Raw genomic sequence first — 17,519 nt, 5'->3', positions numbered from 1 at the left:
GGCCGGTCAGCCCAGCAGCTGGTTCTGCAGGATCAGCGTCTGGTGGAACGGCACGCGCGGCGTCCCGGCGCCTCCCTTGCGGGACTGGACGACCACGGCGAGGGTGTCCCCCGCGATGACATAGCCCGTCCGCACCTGCGCGGCGCCGTAGGGCTTCGGCTCGCTGAAGACGTACGAGGCCGTGGCCTCCACCTTCCCGCCGCCCTTCCAGCTCTCGTCGAGCTCCATCTCGTGCGCGCCGAGCATCTCGTCCCCGGCGGACGCCCCGATGAAACGGTCGTCGCGGTAGGCGTCGGCGTCGTCCGCCGAGCTGAACTGGAGCAGGTAGATCCGGTTCGAGGTGCCGTCCGGCATGGTCCAGCCGCGGGCCGCGATGTGCCGCAGGGTGCCTTCGCGCAGGGTCTCGCCGATCCCGGCGCGCCCGCCCTCGGTGAACTCCGACTCGAACTGCTCGTCGCTGACCCAGCCGCCCTTGAGCTTCTTGTCCACCGTGGCCCCGGCCGGGGCGGGCAGCAGCAGCTCGCGCAGGTCGGCGTGGTGGATCTCGGACGGGTTGCCGTCGTTGTAGGGGCGCGGCGTGTCCGCCGGGAGCGCGGGCAGGGTGAGCCGGGGGTAGTCCCAGCGCCCGTCGTCCTCGGTGGCGAGACCGGGTACGTCGGTGCGCTCCATCGACGTGATCCCGTACGCCGTTCCCGCCCCGGCCGCGCCGAGGACCAGCACGGCGGCGGTCCACCGCGCCACGGCCCGCAGCACCCGGCGCGGCGGCCGGGGGCCCTGCGGCACGGGGCCCGGCGGCAGCGGCGGCAGCGGCGGGAGGTCAAGGACCGGTGGCGCCGCCTGGGGCTCCGGCCCGGTCGCGGGCGCGGCCGTCTGCTCGGTCATACGTACTCCCCCGGGGACGTGATGTGGTTCAGCTGGTCCTTCACCAGTTCGGCGACGGCCGACTTACGGAACGGCTCGATGCCCGACGCCGAGAAGGTGACCATCACCTCGCCCTCGTACGCCATGCAGAACATGCCCTCGATCCGCCGGTCGTCCTCCTTCGGGCCGAGGAAGCAGGAGGCGTTCTTCCTGTGGCCGGCGATCTTCGGGCCGTCGCGCAGGACGCCGATGCTGTCGAACAGCTCGTGCCGGAAGGTGTAGAGGTCACGGATGGCCTTCTTGTCCTTCATCCGGACCAGCTGGGTGTCGACGACCAGGTCGTTGTCGTGCGAGACGTAGGTGCGGACCGCCAGGCCCTGGATGCGGAGCTTGTCGATCCGCTTCTCGAACTCGCGCCGCTGCCGACCCGACAGGCCGCGCCCGCCGTCCTTCATCTCGGCGGTGGCCGCGGCGCCGCCGAGTTCGGCGTCGTTGCCGTACGTACCGGAGTCCGGGCCGAGCCGGTAGCCGGCCGGGACGGGCAGCAGCAGCTTGCTCAGCTCGGTGGAGGCCCTGCCCCGCGCCAGATCCCCTGCGGGGTCCTTGGCCGGTTCGTGGGCGGGCTTCTGCCACAGCCGCGTCGGGACCGTGCGGTCCGCGCCGTCGACGGTGACCTTCGTGTACGCGGCGGCGCCGCCGACCGCGGCGAGCACCAGCACGACGGGCAGGACCGCGAGGACCACCCGGCGCGCCCTGCCCTTCCGTACGGGAGCGGGCTCCGGAGCGGCGAACGGCTCGGGCGTCTCGGGCGTCCCAGGTGTCTCGGGCGTCCCAGGTGTCTCGGGCGTCTCGGGCGTCTCGGGGATGCTGTCGTCGTTCACAGGCGCTCCAGCTGTCGCTCGGCCAGCGTGCGGATGTCCTTCTTGCTGATCGGCGCGCTGTCGTAGATGTGGATGTCGACCATGACGTCACCCCGGCTGAAGATCGCCCTGGCCTGATAGAAGGGCAGGTAACCGGCCTTGCGCTCGGCCGAGAAGAGGTAGTAGCGGCCCTCGGCGCTGCCCTTGATCGCGGTGCCCCCGTTGCCGGCGGCGCTTTTCGCGGGCATGTACGAACGCTGGTCCTCCGCGTACGCGGCGGCGGCCGCGCCCGAGCTGAACTGCACGAGGTACACGTCGGCGGCGCTGTACTCGCCCTTCTTCCAGGACGCGCCCGCGATCCGGCGGATGCCCTGGTCGAGGAGGTCGCCGTACATGTACTCCTCGTTGGTGAAGTCCAGGGCGTAGTCGTCCACCCCCAGCCACCCGTCCTGGGTGAGGGCGGCGAGGCCCTTGTCCTCCTGCCAGCCCTTCGGCCGGGGCACGATCAGCTTGCGCAGGTCGCCGTCCGTGCGGACCCGGCGGTCCTGCGAGGCCGGCAGCGGGTCGGGGGCCTTGTCCGCGGGCAGGGCCTTCGCCGGGTACGCCAGACCGGGCTGCGAGAGCGCGGAGAGCGGTGTCGGGGCACGCCCGGCCTGGACGCCGTAGCCGGTCGCGACGCCCCCCGCGATGCCGAGCACGGCCGCGGCGGCGATGATCAGGGCCGTACGCCCTCGCGGGCGCCGCTTCACGACGGCGGCGGGCTCCGCCGCGGCCTCCGGATGTTCCCCCGTCCCGGCCGTCCCGGCCGCATCGACGGGCGGCTCGGGCTGCCCGTCGGAAACGCTGTCTTTCGGATGCAAAATGGGTCCCCCCACGAGACCTTGAAGCACGGATTCCGTTATCCGCGCACACAACTGACCCACAGGTACGGGGTGGGGTTGTGCGGCCGAGGATTACAGTTCCGTATATGCCGAAGAAGCTCGTGATCAAGGTGACCGCAGGTGCCGACTCCGCCGAGCGCTGCTCGCAGGCGTTCACGGTGGCGGCCGTGGCCGTCGCCAGCGGGGTGGAGGTTTCGCTCTGGCTGACCGGGGAATCGGCGTGGTTCGCCCTCCCGGGCCGCGCCGCCGAGTTCGAACTGCCGCACGCCGCCCCGCTGCCGGATCTGATCGAGTCGATCCAGGCGGGCGGCCGGATCACCCTGTGCACGCAGTGCGCGGCCCGCCGCGACATCACCCAGGAGGACGTCCTGGAGGGCGTGCGGATCGCCGGGGCCCAGGTCTTCGTCAGCGAGATCATGGCCGACGGCGTGCAGGCGCTCGTCTACTGAACAGCCTTCTCAGCCGCGCCGCTTCCGGCCGTCCAGCTCGTCCCACCACGCGTCCGACTCCGGATCGCCGGTGGCGCCGCCCCCCTTGCCGGTCCTGGCGTCACCGGGCGGCGGCCGCTGCTGCTCCTGCCGCCCGCCGGGCTCGTCCCACCAGCGGTCCTCCGGACCCTTGCGGTTGCCGACCATCGCCGCGACGGGCGGGATCACCATCGCGACCACGCACATCGCGATGGCGGCCGGCATCGACCAGAGCCTCACGAAGGCCCAGGCCGAGACGAAGAGGACGAGGCATGCGCCCATCAGTACGAAGTAGGCGCGCCGGCGTCGGCGGTACATGAGTCCAGCGTAGGCCCGATCGGCCCACTCGGCCGGTCCTGGGAGAACCCGCACTCCGTACGGGCAGCACGAAGGGCCGTACCCGCGCCAGGCAAGCGTCCAAACCCCCTGGGGTACGGCCCTTCGGCCGGTCGTCGTCGGCCGCGCCGACGGTCGTCCTAGACGGCGATGGCCACCTCGGCCAGGCCACCGGTCTGCGCGACGACCGTACGGTCGGCGGTGCCGCCGGGGACGAGGGCGCGAACGGTCCAGGTGCCCTCGGCCGCGTAGAAGCGGAACTGGCCGGTCGCCGAGGTCGGGACCTCGGCGGTGAACTCGCCGGTCGAGTCCAGCAGGCGGACGTAGCCGGTGACGGGCTCGCCGTCGCGGGTCACGCTGCCCTGGATGGTGGTCTCACCGGGCTTGATGGTCGAAGCGTCGGGGCCGCCGGCCTTTGCTCCACACATGGTTCAGTCCTTCTGGTCGGGGAACGTGCTGGTCCGGGTCGTACGGGTTACTTGTTGGCGCCGAGCTCGATCGGCACGCCGACGAGGGAGCCGTACTCGGTCCACGAACCGTCGTAGTTCTTGACGTTCTCCTGGCCGAGCAGCTGGTGCAGCACGAACCAGGTGAGCGCGGAGCGCTCGCCGATACGGCAGTACGCGATGGTGTCCTTCGACAGGTCGACCTGCTCGGCCTCGTAGAGGGCGCGCAGCTCGTCGTCCGACTTGAAGGTGCCGTCGTCGTTGGCGTTCTTCGACCACGGAATGTTGCGGGCGCTCGGCACGTGGCCGGGGCGCTGCGACTGCTCCTGCGGGAGGTGCGCCGGGGCGAGCAGCTTGCCGCTGAACTCGTCGGGCGACCGCACGTCGACCAGGTTCTGGGTGCCGATCGCCTTCACGACGTCGTCGCGGTAGGCGCGGATGGACTCGTCCTGCGGCTTGGCCTTGTACTGCGTGGCCGGACGGGACGGGATCTGGTCGCCGTCCACCAGGTCGCGGGAGTCGAGCTCCCACTTCTTGCGGCCGCCGTCGAGCAGGCGGACGTCCTGGTGGCCGTAGAGCTTGAAGTACCAGAACGCGTAGGACGCGAACCAGTTGTTGTTGCCGCCGTAGAGGACGACCGTGGTGTCGTTGGCGATGCCCTTCGCGGACAGCAGCGCCTCGAAACCGGCCTGGTCGATGAAGTCGCGGCGGACCGGGTCCTGGAGGTCCTTGGTCCAGTCGATCCGGATCGCGTTCTTGATGTGGTTCTTCTCGTACGCGGAGGTGTCCTCGTCGACCTCGACGATGGCGACCTGCGGGTCGTCGATGTGGGCCTCGACCCAGTCGGCGTCTACCAGGACGTCACTGCGGCTCATTGTGTTTCTCCTCCGGGGCAGTCTGCGGCGAGATGGTGCACGGGTCGTGCGTGATGCGGATGTGCGGGGCGCGGGCCGGGCCCGTGACCACGGGCGGCGTGCGGGATGGCCCCGACGTGCGGTCGAAGGGCCTGGGAATGCGGGAAACCGGGCGTCCCGCTCAGACAGTGCGACAGAGCATGGCGGCGACGCGGCACAGGTCCACTGCCCGCCGCTTCGTGAGATCCGCCTGGCCACCCTGAGGGAGGCCGTCCATAGAGCACTGCATGGGTCCGATCGTAGGGATGTACGGGCGGACATGTCACCGCCGTGTCGCATCTTGAGACAGGATCGTCCGCAATGCGGGACACCGACTGCTTCCCCACGGCCCGGGCGTCGTCGCGCGAGGCGTCCGGGCGGTCGGCCATCTGCGGACCGGACCGGCCCGTCTCACTATGTGGCTGGGCCCCTCACCCCTGCCCGCCGGCGGGCCCGGTCATCTCATCCGGCCAGGCGCACATCGGTGCCGGTCACCGATATCTCCAGCCCGTCCTCGGTCGGCTGGATCTTCTCCAGCTTCAGGCCGTTCGGCAGCGCGCCGACCTCGCGCTCGAAGTCGGTCTTCTCGCGGATCAGCTTCTCCAGGCCGGGGATGCCCTCACCCGGCACCTTGTCCGCGTGGACCCGGACGGTGCGGCCGTCGAGCAGGGTGACGGTGGACAGGACGCTGCGCGAGACCGGACGCCCCAGGAGGGGGACGGTGACCGTGCCGGTCACCTTCACCTTGTTCTTGCCGCCGTACGCGACCGCGACGCCCTCGCTGGCGGCCTTCGTCAGGTCCTCGTACGAGATGACGGCCGTCCCGGAGGCGCGGGCGGCGGTGGCGCCTGAGAAGCCGTCGGTCAGGCGCACGTCGTGCAGTTCGGCGTTCATGGTGGAGATCCGCAGCGTGCGCCCCCCGGCGCGGGTCTCGATGCCGGTGATCTTCACATCGACGTCGTCCAGCTCGGAGCCGGCGAGCTGGGTGAGGAACGGGAAGCCCCTGACGGAGATGTCGGTCGAGCCGATCCGCGCGCCCGGGACCTTCACCCGGTCCTCGGCCTGCGACTCGGCGACGTACACCGCCACCCGGTCCACGGCCACGAACAACGCCGCCAGGATCACCAGGGCGACGCCCCATATTCGCAGTGCACGCATGCCTGTCCTTCCCCCACCCTGCCGTCCCCGTACGGCGTGATCGACGTGCGGAAGCCCCCCAACGGTTCCCCGTGGAGGGCTTCGCCATGCGGATGGAACGGTACGGATCCGAGGCGTACGGGACTACGTCAGGACGCGCCCCAGCACATAAACGGCCGGCGCGGCCGCGGTCAGCGGCAGGGCCACACCCGCCGTCATGTGCACGAAGCGTGACGGGTAGTCATAGCTCGCGACCCGCAGTCCGATCAGCGCGCAGACCCCGGCGGCGAGGCCCAGCAGAGCCCCCTTCGCCCCCAGGTCCACCGCGGCCCCCGCCACCGCTCCCGCCCCCGCCGCGACGGCCAGCGCGGCCACCACGGACACCGGCGCGGGCAGCGGCAGCGCCCGTACGAGCACGGCGGCGGCGACCGCGACCGCGCCCACCGTCACGGCGTCCGGAACGGCCGCGAGGTGGCCGGCCGCCAGCACCGCGAGGGCGGCCGAGGCGACGGTGGCCATGAGGCCCTGCATCCGCTCGTCCGCGCCGGCCCGGCTGCGCAGCTGGAGGACCACGGTGAGCAGCACCCAGACGCCCAGCGTGCCGATGATCGCGGCCGGACCGTTCTCCCGGCCCGCCGCGAGGAGCGCCACATCGGCGACCAGACCGCCGGCGAAGGCCAGCGCGATGCCCTGCCGGGCCGGCCACATGCCGTTGAGCCGGAACCAGCCCGCCGCCGTCACCGCCTGGAGCAGCACCAGCGGGACGACCAGGGCGTACGGGCCGACGGCCGCGCCGAGCGCCAGCAGCAGCCCGAGCACCGCGGTGATCGCGGCCGGCTGGATTCCCGGCGCGATGATCGGGGAACGCCCCTCGGCCCGGGCGCGCTGCGCGTCGGTGATCCGGGCGTTGCCGAGGGTGGTGGGCGCGCTGTAGCCGTCGCCGCCGGAAGCGGCGGGCGCGGGCGGCACGGGCGCGGGCGGCGCGGGCTCGGCGTGCACCTCGGGCGGCAGTGGATGGGAGCCGGTGGCCGGCTGGTACTGCGTGTCCCAGGTCTGGCCCTGCCAGGTCTGCGTGGCGCCCTGGTCCGGCTGCCCGGCCGAGGCGTCCGGATACGCCTGACCGCCGTAGGCCGGCTCGCCGTACGCCTGCTGCGGGTACGCCTGCTGCGGGTACGCCTCCGCCTGGGGATACGCCTCCGCCTGGGGGTAGCCGTAAGCCTGCTGCGGGTCCTGCGCGTACCCGTACTGCGGCTGCTGTCCCGGGTCCTGGGCGCCCGGGTGGTACGGATGCTGCTGATCGTTGCTCATGTGCTGGGGTTCACCCTCCTGCGAACGGCGGGAGCACCTCGACCGTGCCGCCCTCGGCAAGGCGTACGGTCTCATGGCTCCGGGTCCCGACGGGGTCGCCGTCGATGAGGAACGAACACCTTCGCAGTACGCGGCTCAGCTCGCCGGGGTGCCGCTCGCGCACCGCGTCGAGCGCCTCCTTGAGGGTCGCGGCGGCGTACGGCTCCTCCGCGGTCCCGGCCGCGGCCTTGGCGGCTGCCCAGTAACGGATCGTTCCCGCAGGCATGGCGGCGCTCCTTTCGTTCCGTTCCTCCGGTGCCGGTTCGGGGGACACCGGCCCCCCATCATGGTTCACCGTCGCACCACCCAGTCGGCGATGCGGGTGAGCAAGCTCTCGTCGGCCGCGTTCTCCGCGTGCCCCATGCCGCGCTCCAGCCACAGCTCCGCCCCGTCACCCGCGGCGGCGGCGAGCATGCGGGGGTGGTCGAGCGGGAAGTACGGGTCCCGGTCGCCGTGCACGATCAGCAGGGGCGCCGGGGCGATGAGAGCGGCCGCCCCGACCGGGGAGAGCGGGACCGGGTCCCACGCCTCGCGGTGGATGCGCGTGCGGAAGCCGTAGCGCCCGACGAGCCGTCCGGCGGGCCGGGTCACCATCCAGTGCAGGCGGCGCATCGGAGCCGTACCCCGGTAGTACCAGCGCGCGGGGGCGCTCACGGCCACTACCGCGTCCGCGTGCGCCCCCGTACGCGCACCTGCGCGCCCCCCGCGCTCCGCAACGTCCCGATCCCCTCCGTCCGCCCCGGGCGATGCGTACAGCGCCCCGTGCCGCAGGACCACCGAGCCGCCCATCGAGAAGCCGACGGTCACCACGCGCCGGTGCCCCAGCGAGCGCGCCCAGGCGACCGCCGCCGCCAGGTCCAGCACCTCGCGGTCGCCGACGGTGGAGAACCCGCCGGACCTGCCGTGACCCCGGAAGGAGAAGGTCACCACCGCCGCGTACCGGGAGAACGTGCCCACCGCCCTCCGCACCGCCGGGCGGTCCACCGAACCGGTGAATCCGTGCGCGACGACGATCGCCGTATCCCCGCCGTCATCCCCCGTACACGGGTCGTACACCGCCTCGATCCAGGTCCCGTCATCCGCCCGCAACGCGGCCCTCAGGGGCACCCGCGTGACCGAGCGAACAGCGAAAGCCGGAATTCTCCCCTCTGACAACGAACTCATGTGGGTTATTCTCCTGTGAAGAGGATCCGGGCAGAGCAGCCCCCGGATCCTTTTGTGCTTTCCGGACGTTGTTACGGCGACGTTTCGACAAGCTCAGCAATGCCGTACGAAGCAGAGCCGCATACTCCCCCGGGCCCCGCCCGGGAGTGCCCCTCTCGCAGGGAACGAGGAGGACCGAACGTCATGGGCGAGCCGACTGTGCACCATCAACGACCGACGAACCGGGCAGGTGGACGGCGATGAGTTCTCTGCTGCTCCTGACCAATGCCCTCCAGCCGTCGACGGAGGTGCTTCCCGCGCTCGGCCTCCTGCTCCACAGCGTGCGCGTCGCCCCCGCCGAGGGCCCCGCACTCGTGGACACCCCGGGTGCCGACGTCATTCTCGTGGACGGGCGCCGCGACCTCCCCCAGGTCCGTTCGCTCTGCCAGCTGCTGCGGTCCACCGGGCCCGGCTGTCCGCTGATCCTCGTCGTCACGGAGGGCGGCCTCGCGGCCGTCACCGCCGACTGGGGCATCGACGACGTCCTGCTGGACACCGCGGGCCCCGCCGAGGTCGAGGCGCGGCTGCGGCTGGCGACCGGCCGGCAGCAGATCACCGCCGACGACTCCCCGATGGAGATCCGCAACGGTGATCTCTCGGTGGACGAGGCGACGTACAGCGCGAAACTCAAGGGCCGGGTCCTCGACCTGACCTTCAAGGAATTCGAACTGCTGAAATACCTGGCGCAGCACCCGGGCCGGGTCTTCACCCGCGCCCAGCTGCTCCAGGAGGTCTGGGGCTACGACTACTTCGGCGGTACGCGCACGGTCGACGTGCACGTACGGCGGCTGCGCGCGAAGCTCGGCCCGGAGCACGAGTCGCTGATCGGGACCGTGCGGAACGTGGGCTACCGCTTCGTCGCCCCCGAGAAGGTCGAGCGGGCGGCCGAGGAGGCGAAGGCAGCCAAGCGGGGTGTCACCCGTTCGGAGCAGCCGCCCGCTGCCGAGGTCACGGAAGAAGCCCCGGTCCGGCCTGCCAAGAGGTAGTTCCATCCGCGTAGACTGCCGCGCGTGGCCAAGGTGACGCGGGACGATGTGGCGAGACTGGCGGGGACGTCGACCGCGGTGGTCAGTTACGTCATCAACAACGGACCCCGGCCGGTCGCCCCGGCCACGCGCGAGCGGGTGCTCGCCGCGATCAAGGAGCTGGGTTACCGGCCCGACCGGGTCGCCCAGGCCATGGCCTCGCGGCGGACCGATCTCATAGGGATGATCGTGCCGGACGCCCGGCAGCCGTTCTTCGCGGAGATGGCGCACGCGGTCGAACAGGCCGCCGCCGAGCGCGGGAAAATGGTCCTCGTCGGCAACTCCGACTACCGCGACGAGCGCGAGGTCCACTACCTGCGGGCCTTCCTCGGCATGCGGGTCTCCGGTCTCATCCTGGTCAGCCAGGGCCCCAGCGAACGCGCCGCCGCGGAGATAGAGGCGTGGGACGCCCGGGTCGTGCTGCTGCACGAGCGGCCCGAGGCCATCGACGACGTCGCGGTCGTCACGGACGACGTCGGCGGCGCCCAGCTCGCCACCCGCCACCTCCTGGAACACGGCAACGCGTACGTGGCATGCCTCGGCGGTACGGAGGAGACCCCGGCCGTCGGCGACCCGGTCGCCGACCACGTCGAGGGGTGGCGGCGCGCGATGCACGAGTCCGGCCGCTCGACGGAGGGCCGGCTCTTCCAGGCCCCGTACAACCGCTACGACGCCTACCAGGTCGCCCTGAAGCTGCTCTCCGGGCCGGACAGGCCGCCGGCCATCTTCTGCGCCACGGACGACCAGGCGATCGGCGTGCTGCGGGCCGCCCGCGAGCTGCGCATCGACGTGCCGGGCGAGCTGGCCGTCGCCGGGTTCGACGACGTCAAGGAAGCCGGGCTGACCGATCCGCCGCTCACCACGGTCTCCTCGGACCGCCCGGCGATGGCGCGGGCGGCGGTGGACCTGGTGCTCGACGACTCGCTGCGGGTGTCGGGGTCGCGGCGGGAGCGGCTCAAGCAGTTCCCCTCGGCGCTGGTGGTCCGCCGCTCGTGCGGCTGCGGAGAGCCGCCCGCGTCCGCCTGAGCCCCGCCCTTATACCGGGCATACGCGGTTCTGCCGGGCTTCTCAGGGCGCCCTCACGCTCCTCTCATCTTGGCCGGACAGGCTCATAGGCATGACAGAGAGCCAGCGCCCGAGCGGCGAGTACCCGATGTACCCCTCGTACGGCAACGGCGAAGCGGCCTACCCGCCGCCGCCGTCATACCAGCCCGCCCAGCCGGTCTTCCCGGACCCGGTGGGCCCCGCCCCCGAGCCGCCCGCCGCCCGGCGCCGGGTCCGCAAGCCGGTCGCGCTGGTCGCCGCGGTGGCCATCGCGGCGGCGATCGTCGGCGGCGGCACCGCGACGGTCATCGGCAGGCTCGCCGACGACCCCGCCACCACGGCCGCGGGCAGCGGCGTCGTGCCGGGCACCACCGTCTCGCAGAGCGACAAGGGCACGGTGGCCGGAGTGGCCAAGGCGATCTCCCCGGCCATCGTGGAGATCGGCGCGACCTCGACGGCCGGCCAGTCCACCGGTTCGGGCGTGGTCATCACCTCGGACGGCGAGATCGTCACCAACAACCACGTCATCGCGGACGCCTCGCAGATCAAGGTCACCCTGAGCACCGGAAAGACGTACACCGCAGACGTCGTCGGCACCGACGCCGGCAAGGACCTCGCGCTGATCAAGCTCCAGGGCGCGAGCGGCCTGAAGACGGCCACGCTCGGCGACTCCTCCCAGGTCGCCGTCGGCGACCAGGTCGTCGCGATCGGCTCGCCCGAGGGCCTGACCGGCACCGTCACCAGCGGCATCGTCTCCGCCCTCGACCGCGACGTCACGGTCGCCAAGGAGGGGGACAACGGCCAGAGCCAGGAGCAGCAGGGCGGCGGGCGCCAGTGGCCCTTCGAGTTCGGCGGGCAGCAGTTCAACGGCGACACCGGCGAGTCCACCACCACGTACAAGGCCATCCAGACCGACGCCTCGCTCAACCCGGGCAACTCCGGCGGTGCGCTGATCAACATGAACGGCGAGATCATCGGCATCAACTCCGCCATGTACTCGGCGAGCTCGGCGAGCGGCCAGGGCAGCTCCGGCGCCGGCAGCGTCGGCCTCGGCTTCGCCATCCCCGTGAACACCCTGAAGGCCGACCTCGACACCCTGCGGGCGGGGAACGGCTCCTGACCGTAGGGGGCTGAGAAACTGGGGTCCCGCGCTCCGGCCCGTACGACCGAGAAGAGGACAAGACAGCGATGAGCCCCGCCGAAGACGATCCGCAGCGCATCCTGATCGTCGACGACGAGCCCGCCGTGCGCGAGGCCCTGCAACGCAGCCTCGCCTTCGAGGGATACGGCACCGAAGTCGCCGTCGACGGCGTCGACGCCCTCGCCAGGGCGGAGTCGTACGCCCCCGACCTCATCGTCCTGGACATCCAGATGCCCCGCATGGACGGCCTGACCGCCGCCCGCCGCATCCGCTCCACGGGCGCCACCACGCCCATCCTGATGCTCACGGCCCGGGACACCGTCGGCGACCGCGTCACCGGCCTCGACGCGGGCGCCGACGACTACCTGGTCAAGCCGTTCGAACTGGACGAACTGTTCGCCCGCATCCGCGCCCTGCTGCGCCGCAGCTCGTACGCGACGGCCTCGGGCGGTCCCGTCCCCGACGACAACGTGCTGTCCTTCGCCGATCTGCGCATGGACCTCTCGACCCGGGAGGTCATGCGCGGCACCCGGCGCGTGGAGCTGACCCGTACCGAATTCACGCTCCTGGAGATGTTCCTCGCGCACCCGCGCCAGGTGCTGACCCGCGAGCAGATCCTGAAGGCGGTGTGGGGCTTCGACTTCGAGCCGAGTTCCAACTCCCTGGACGTGTACGTGATGTACCTCCGCCGCAAGACGGAGGCCGGCGGCGAACCGCGCCTCGTGCACACCGTGCGCGGTGTGGGGTACGCGCTCCGCTCCGGCGGGGGCGACGGATGACGGGGCCGCTGCGACGCGTCCGCGCGCTGCCGCTGCGGTCCCGGCTGGCCCTGCTGGTCGCGACGGCGGTCGCGGCCGCGGTGGCGGCGGTGGCGGTGGCGTGCTGGTTCGTGGTGCGGGAGCAGCTGGAGGAGCGGCAGGACGAGACGTTGCGCGCGTCCACGGTCGACCAGGACTACCTGGTCAGCCTGTACCAGTACTGCAAGGGCACCACCAAGCTGCGGCCCACGCCCTACACCGGCCTCACCGTCCAGCTCATCGACGGACAGGGCAACGCCTGCGTCGCCCCCGGCTCCCCCGAACTCCCGATCACCGCCGACGACCTCGCGGTGGTCGGCGGCAACCAGCCCGGTCCGCTGCACACGGAGACCGCGTCCGACGGTGCGAAGATGCGCGCCTTCACCTACCCGGTGACGGCGACCCGCGGGCCTGGACTCGACCAGCCCCGGGTCGACCTCGGTGTCACCATCGCGCGGCCCCTCAGCGAGATCGACGAGCCGCTCTCCACCCTCGCCTGGGTCCTCGCCCTCGTCGGCGGCATCGGCGTCATCGGGGCCGGCGCCGCCGGTCTCTGGGTCGCCCGGTCCGGGCTGCGTCCCGTGGACGAGCTCGCCCAGGCCGTCGAGCACGTGGCCAGGACCGAGGACCTGACCGTCCGCATCCCCGTCGAGGGAGAGGACGAGATCGCGCGCCTGTCCCGGTCGTTCAACTCGATGACCGCGTCCCTGGCGACCTCCCGCGACCGGCAGGCCCAGCTCATCGCGGACGCGGGCCACGAGCTGCGCACCCCGCTCACCTCGCTCCGGACCAACGTGGAGCTGCTGGCCCGCAGCGACGAGACCGGCCGGGCGATCCCGCCGGACGACCGCAGGGCCCTGATGTCGTCGGTGAAGGCGCAGATGACGGAGCTGGCCGCGCTCATCGGCGACCTCCAGGAGCTGGCCCGCCCGGACGCCGCCCAGCCGGGCCCGCTCCAGGTGGTGGCCCTGCACGACATCACCCGGGCCGCCCTGCGCCGCGCCCGGCTGCGCGGTCCGGAGCTGACGATCACGGAGGACCTGGCCCCCTGGTACGTACGTGCCGAACCCGCGGCCCTGGAGCGGGCGATCGTCAACGTCCTGGACAACGCGGTGAAGTTCAGCCCGTCGCAGGGCACCATCGATGTGGTGCTGCACCGGGGCCGCCTCACGGTCCGCGACCACGGCCCCGGCATCCCCGCCGACGAACTCCCCCACGTCTTCGAACGCTTCTGGCGCTCCCCGTCCGCCCGCCAGCTCCCGGGCTCGGGCCTGGGCCTGTCGATCGTGGCCCGTACCGTCCAGCAGTCGGGCGGTGCCATCGCCCTCACCCCGGCCCCGGGCGGCGGCACGGAGGCGGTGATCAACCTTCCGGGGGCCCCGCAGCCGCCTCCGGACGCACCCTGAGGCCTGTCCTGTTCAGCAGCTGCTGTAGGAGGCCCGCCGCTTGCTGTCACCGATCCAGACGATCCAGTGCCCGTCTCCATCGCGGTTGGCGAGAGCACGCACACTGGACTGCGGGGAGTCGTAGTAGATCATGCGCTGGCCGCTGGTGCTCAGGCCTGCGTCCTTCAGATACTTGCCCGCCTTGGTGAACGTGTTCTTCCCCGGCACCCCGTCGGCCGTCAGGCCGTGGTCCTTCTGCCACTTCTTCGTAGCAGCCAGAGTGTCGGGGCCGAAGGAGCAGTCCACCGAATCGTCGTAGGCGAAGCTCAGGTAGTTGTCGGCCCAGAGGATGGACTGCCACACCGCTACCGCACCGCTGCGGTCCCCGTAGTGCAGAGGTCCTTCGTCGTTCAGGTCGTCCAGGACCGACCCGGTCCCCGAGACGTACCCCGAGGAAGCCGAAGCGTTGGCCGGGGCGCTGAGCGTCAGCGTGCCGGCGATCGAGAGGGCGATGGCTGCGGCACCGACATACAGCTTGCGTTTCACGACTGCTCCGATCATCGATTCGCCGAAGAAGAGAAGAAGCCCCCACCGGACGACGGCGACTTCAGGCCAGAGACTAGAAGCGGCCGGGGGCGTCGGATGTGTCGTACGTGCGCGGGTGTTTGCCGAGCGTGCACGACGGCAGGTCGCCCGCACACGTGCCGAGGGCCCGCCACCTTCCGGTGGCGGGCCCTCGGTGCGGGACGCGTGTTACTTCACGACCGTGATCCGGTCCGTCGCCGGCGGGGCCAGCGGGGCCGAGGCCGTGGAGTGCGCGGCCAGGTAGGCGTTGAACAGGTCCAGGTCGGAGGCGCCGACCAGCTTGTTGGTGCCCGCGCCGAGCGCCGCGAAGCCGTCGCCGCCGCCCGCCAGGAACTCGTTCATCGCGACGCGGTACGTCTTGCCCGGGTCGATCGCCTCGCCGTTCAGCAGAATCGTGTCCGTGACGACGCGGGCCGCGCCGGACTTCGTCATGTCCAGCGTGTAGGTGAGGCCCTTCGAGACCTGGAGGATCTTCGGGCTGGCCTCGTTCGAGCCGCTGACCTGCTGCTGCAGGGCGCTGACGAGCTGGGCGCCGGTCAGGTCCACGACGTTCATCATGTTGGTGAACGGCTGCACGGTGAACGACTCGCCGTAGGTGACGACGCCGTCGCCCTCACTGCCGGACGCCTTGTACACCAGGTCCGCGCGGATGCCGCCCGGGTTCATGAAGGCGACGACCGCCCCGCCCTTGTCCGCGGGGGCCAGCCCCTCCAGCTGCGCGTCGGCGATCAGGTCGCCGAGCGGCTTCTCCAGGGCGGTGGAGCCGCGCCCGTTGATGTCGGCGGAGATGTAGCCCTGCGGCCGGTTCGCGATCGGCGCCGCGAGCGTGTTCCAGCGGGCGATCAGGTCCGTCATGTCCTTGGCGGGCGTCTGGTCGCGGCCGACGAGGTGGTTCGCGGAGACCGGGTTCGACGGAGCCGGGCGCTTCGCGCCCTTCTTGCTGCTGCCCTCCACCGCCGTGCGCACGATGTCGCCGGTGCGGCGGTCGTACGTCAGCGTCGTGTCCGTGTACAGCCGGCCGAAGGAGGCCGCCGACGTGACCAGGCGCGGGTTGCCGGCGGGGTCCGGGATGGTGCAGACGTACGCCTGGTGGGTGTGGCCCGTGACCAGGGCGTCCACCTTCGGCGTGATGCCCTCGGCGATCTCCGTGATCGGCCCGGAGATGCCGTCACCGGCGCCCGGGCTGTCGCAGTCGTAGTTGTACGAGGAGGAGGCGGGCAGACCGCCCTCGTGGATGAGCGCGACGATCGACTTCACGCCCTGGCGGTCCAGCTCCTTGGCGTACTTGTTGATCGTCTCGACCTCGTCGTGGAACTTGAGTCCCTTGACGCCGTTGGCCGTCACGATGTTCGGCGTGCCCTCCAGGGTCACCCCGATGAAGCCGATCTTGACGCCGTTCTTCTTCCACACGGTGTACGGCTTGAGGATCGGCTTCCCGGACTTCTCGTCCGTCACATTGGCCGCGAGGTACGGGAAGTCGGCGCCCTGGAACTCCTTGCCCTTCTCGTAGCACCCCTCGACCGGGTGGCAGCCACCGTTCTGCAGGCGGGCCAGCTCGGTCGCGCCCTCGTCGAACTCGTGGTTGCCGACACTCGTCACATCGAGGTCGATCTTGTTCAGCGCCTCGATGGTCGGCTCGTCGTGGAAGAGCCCCGAAAGCAGCGGGCTCGCGCCGACCATGTCGCCACCGGCCGCGGTGATCGAGTACGGGTGGCCCTTGCGGGCGGTACGCAGCGAGGAGGCGAGGTACTCGACGCCACCGGCCGGGATCGCCTTCGTCGTACCGTCGGCCTGCGTCTCGGTGACCGTTCCGGCCGAGCCGGCCGGCGGCTCCAGGTTGCCGTGCAGGTCGTTGAAGGACAGCAGCTGCACGTCGACGGTCCGGGCCGGCGTGTGGTGCCCGTGGCCGTGGCCGCCGTCGTGGGCGTCGGCCGGCATGGCGGCGACGAGCGCGCCCACGGTGGCGAGACCGGCCGCGGCGGCGAGCACCCGCCGTGACGCCCGGTTCTTCTGCGGTGTCGCTGACATCGGTCCCCTTGTGAGTTCAGCGGGTGAAGTACGAGCCGCAGCCTAGAGTCAACGCGCGTAGCGCGACAGGTGTACGGGGTTACGAAGTGGTTGCCAACCGGTGCGGGCCGCAGGCGCATACGCTCGTACGCATGACGACAGACGCACCCCTCCCCGCACCCGGACGCGAGATCCAGACCCTCGACACCCTCTCCCCCGACCAGGCCGCGGCCGTGCTCGACCTGCTCGCCGAGGCCGCGCGGTCCGACGGCCGGCAGGCCGTCTCGGAGCAGGGCCGTCTGCAACTGCGCGGCGGACAACGGGAAGGCGTCCGGCACTTCCTGCTGTCCGCCGGAGGCGTGCTCGCCGGGTACGCGCAACTGGAGGACACCGACCCCGTGGAGGCACCGGCCGCCGAGCTGGTCGTGCACCCCGCGCACCGGGGCCGCGGCCACGGCCGCGCGCTCGGGGCCGCCCTGCTCGCCGCCACCGGGAAGCGGCTGCGGGTCTGGGCGCACGGCGGGAAGGCCGCGGCGCGCCATCTCGCCCAGGTCCTGGGCCTGTCCCTGTTCCGGGAACTGCGCCAGCTGCGCCGTCCGTTGAGTCCGCTGAACCTCGCCGAGCCGGTGCTCCCGCCGGGCGTCACCGTGCGCACCTTCGTCCCGGGCGAGGACGACGCCGCCTGGCTCGCGGTGAACCGCGCGGCCTTCGCCCACCACCCGGAGCAGGGTTCCCTGACCCAGCGCGACCTGGACGACCGCAAGGCCGAGTCCTGGTTCGACCCCAAGGGCTTCTTCCTGGCGGAGCGCGAGGACGGCGCGGGCGGCGCGGAGCTGATCGGCTTCCACTGGACGAAGGTGCACGCCGAGGAGCAGCTCGGCGAGGTGTACGTGGTCGGCATCCGGCCCGACGCGCAGGGCGGCGGCCTCGGCAAGGCCCTCACCGCGATCGGCCTGCGCCACCTGGCGTCGGAGGGCCTGCCGACCGCGATGCTCTACGTCGACGCGGACAACCCGGCGGCGCTCGCGGTGTACGAGCGGATGGGCTTCGTCACGCACGAGGTCGACCTGATGTACCGCACGGAGTCCTGACCTCTCCTCAACT

The 17,519-nt window shown here is 71.8% G+C and carries 20 protein-coding genes; 7 read left to right on the top strand and 13 right to left on the bottom strand.

Annotated features, from left to right (window positions below):
* Window positions 1-6: 6 nt before the first annotated feature.
* The 3 genes from ACZ6C6_RS24400 to ACZ6C6_RS24390 are packed head-to-tail and all read right to left on the bottom strand — an operon-like array spanning window position 7 to window position 2,581.
* On the bottom strand, window positions 7-882 hold the full coding sequence (locus ACZ6C6_RS24400; RefSeq protein WP_469205385.1) for a hypothetical protein: 876 nt from the start codon (window positions 880-882) through the stop codon (window positions 7-9).
* Window positions 879-1,742 carry a hypothetical protein gene (locus ACZ6C6_RS24395; RefSeq protein WP_469205384.1) on the bottom strand — a complete coding sequence of 288 codons (864 nt, stop codon included), beginning with the start codon at window positions 1,740-1,742 and terminating at the stop codon, window positions 879-881. The genes ACZ6C6_RS24400 and ACZ6C6_RS24395 overlap by 4 nt, the downstream gene beginning before the upstream one ends.
* Window positions 1,739-2,581: a hypothetical protein gene (locus ACZ6C6_RS24390; RefSeq protein ID WP_469205383.1), complete on the bottom strand. Its 843-nt coding sequence runs from the start codon at window positions 2,579-2,581 to the stop codon at window positions 1,739-1,741. The genes ACZ6C6_RS24395 and ACZ6C6_RS24390 overlap by 4 nt, the downstream gene beginning before the upstream one ends.
* A 107-nt stretch (window positions 2,582-2,688) precedes the next feature.
* Here ACZ6C6_RS24390 and ACZ6C6_RS24385 point away from each other — a divergent pair, with 107 nt between their 5' ends.
* On the top strand, window positions 2,689-3,051 hold the full coding sequence (locus ACZ6C6_RS24385) for a DsrE family protein (protein WP_469205382.1): 363 nt from the start codon (window positions 2,689-2,691) through the stop codon (window positions 3,049-3,051).
* 9 nt (window positions 3,052-3,060) lie between these two features.
* Here the strand turns inward: ACZ6C6_RS24385 and ACZ6C6_RS24380 are convergent, their stop codons facing one another.
* The 8 genes from ACZ6C6_RS24380 to ACZ6C6_RS24345 form a co-directional block, all read right to left on the bottom strand.
* Window positions 3,061-3,387, bottom strand: a complete 327-nt coding sequence (locus tag ACZ6C6_RS24380; RefSeq protein ID WP_469205381.1) for a DUF3099 domain-containing protein — start codon at window positions 3,385-3,387, stop codon at window positions 3,061-3,063.
* 158 nt (window positions 3,388-3,545) lie between these two features.
* Window positions 3,546-3,833, bottom strand: coding sequence for a DUF1416 domain-containing protein (locus ACZ6C6_RS24375; RefSeq protein WP_018101653.1), 288 nt, complete (start codon window positions 3,831-3,833; stop codon window positions 3,546-3,548).
* A 47-nt stretch (window positions 3,834-3,880) separates the two neighbouring features.
* A complete protein-coding gene (locus ACZ6C6_RS24370; protein WP_469205380.1) occupies window positions 3,881-4,726 on the bottom strand; it encodes a sulfurtransferase in 846 nt (281 codons plus the stop codon).
* Window positions 4,727-4,886: 160 nt separating this feature from the next.
* Window positions 4,887-4,982 carry a putative leader peptide gene (locus tag ACZ6C6_RS24365; protein ID WP_469205714.1) on the bottom strand — a complete coding sequence of 32 codons (96 nt, stop codon included), beginning with the start codon at window positions 4,980-4,982 and terminating at the stop codon, window positions 4,887-4,889.
* Window positions 4,983-5,206: 224 nt separating this feature from the next.
* On the bottom strand, window positions 5,207-5,902 hold the full coding sequence (locus ACZ6C6_RS24360; protein ID WP_469205379.1) for an LmeA family phospholipid-binding protein: 696 nt from the start codon (window positions 5,900-5,902) through the stop codon (window positions 5,207-5,209).
* A gap of 123 nt (window positions 5,903-6,025) precedes the next feature.
* Window positions 6,026-7,189, bottom strand: coding sequence for a hypothetical protein (locus tag ACZ6C6_RS24355; RefSeq protein ID WP_469205378.1), 1,164 nt, complete (start codon window positions 7,187-7,189; stop codon window positions 6,026-6,028).
* Window positions 7,190-7,199: 10 nt separating this feature from the next.
* Window positions 7,200-7,454 carry a MoaD/ThiS family protein gene (locus tag ACZ6C6_RS24350; RefSeq protein WP_143621062.1) on the bottom strand — a complete coding sequence of 85 codons (255 nt, stop codon included), beginning with the start codon at window positions 7,452-7,454 and terminating at the stop codon, window positions 7,200-7,202.
* 65 nt (window positions 7,455-7,519) lie between these two features.
* Window positions 7,520-8,392, bottom strand: coding sequence for an alpha/beta hydrolase family protein (locus tag ACZ6C6_RS24345; RefSeq protein ID WP_469205377.1), 873 nt, complete (start codon window positions 8,390-8,392; stop codon window positions 7,520-7,522).
* Between the two features lie 239 nt (window positions 8,393-8,631).
* Between ACZ6C6_RS24345 and ACZ6C6_RS24340 the strand changes: the two genes are divergently transcribed.
* From ACZ6C6_RS24340 to ACZ6C6_RS24320, 5 genes are all read left to right on the top strand, one after another.
* A complete protein-coding gene (locus ACZ6C6_RS24340; protein ID WP_469205376.1) occupies window positions 8,632-9,417 on the top strand; it encodes a response regulator transcription factor in 786 nt (261 codons plus the stop codon).
* Window positions 9,418-9,441: 24 nt separating this feature from the next.
* A complete protein-coding gene (locus ACZ6C6_RS24335) occupies window positions 9,442-10,482 on the top strand; it encodes a LacI family DNA-binding transcriptional regulator (protein WP_469205375.1) in 1,041 nt (346 codons plus the stop codon).
* Window positions 10,483-10,573: 91 nt separating this feature from the next.
* Complete coding sequence (locus tag ACZ6C6_RS24330) at window positions 10,574-11,620, top strand: S1C family serine protease (protein ID WP_469205374.1); 1,047 nt, start codon at window positions 10,574-10,576, stop codon at window positions 11,618-11,620.
* A 68-nt stretch (window positions 11,621-11,688) separates the two neighbouring features.
* Window positions 11,689-12,420, top strand: coding sequence for a response regulator transcription factor (locus ACZ6C6_RS24325; protein ID WP_469205373.1), 732 nt, complete (start codon window positions 11,689-11,691; stop codon window positions 12,418-12,420).
* Window positions 12,417-13,844: a sensor histidine kinase gene (locus tag ACZ6C6_RS24320; RefSeq protein WP_469205372.1), complete on the top strand. Its 1,428-nt coding sequence runs from the start codon at window positions 12,417-12,419 to the stop codon at window positions 13,842-13,844. The genes ACZ6C6_RS24325 and ACZ6C6_RS24320 overlap by 4 nt, the downstream gene beginning before the upstream one ends.
* A 12-nt stretch (window positions 13,845-13,856) precedes the next feature.
* Here ACZ6C6_RS24320 and ACZ6C6_RS24315 read toward each other — a convergent pair whose 3' ends face one another.
* Together ACZ6C6_RS24315 and ACZ6C6_RS24310 are read right to left on the bottom strand one after the other, a co-directional pair.
* Window positions 13,857-14,369: a peptidoglycan-binding domain-containing protein gene (locus ACZ6C6_RS24315; RefSeq protein ID WP_469205371.1), complete on the bottom strand. Its 513-nt coding sequence runs from the start codon at window positions 14,367-14,369 to the stop codon at window positions 13,857-13,859.
* A 207-nt stretch (window positions 14,370-14,576) separates the two neighbouring features.
* Window positions 14,577-16,436, bottom strand: a complete 1,860-nt coding sequence (locus ACZ6C6_RS24310) for a bifunctional metallophosphatase/5'-nucleotidase (RefSeq protein ID WP_469205370.1) — start codon at window positions 16,434-16,436, stop codon at window positions 14,577-14,579.
* 131 nt (window positions 16,437-16,567) lie between these two features.
* On the opposite strand from ACZ6C6_RS24310, the gene mshD reads away from it, so the two are divergent.
* Window positions 16,568-17,506: a mycothiol synthase gene (gene mshD / locus ACZ6C6_RS24305; RefSeq protein ID WP_469205369.1), complete on the top strand. Its 939-nt coding sequence runs from the start codon at window positions 16,568-16,570 to the stop codon at window positions 17,504-17,506.
* Window positions 17,507-17,519 lie beyond the last annotated feature (13 nt).

Source organism: Streptomyces sp. NPDC041814 (genome assembly GCF_055590565.1).
The sequence above is the reverse complement of the archived record's forward strand: the minus strand, read 5'-3'. Positions and strand labels throughout refer to the sequence as shown.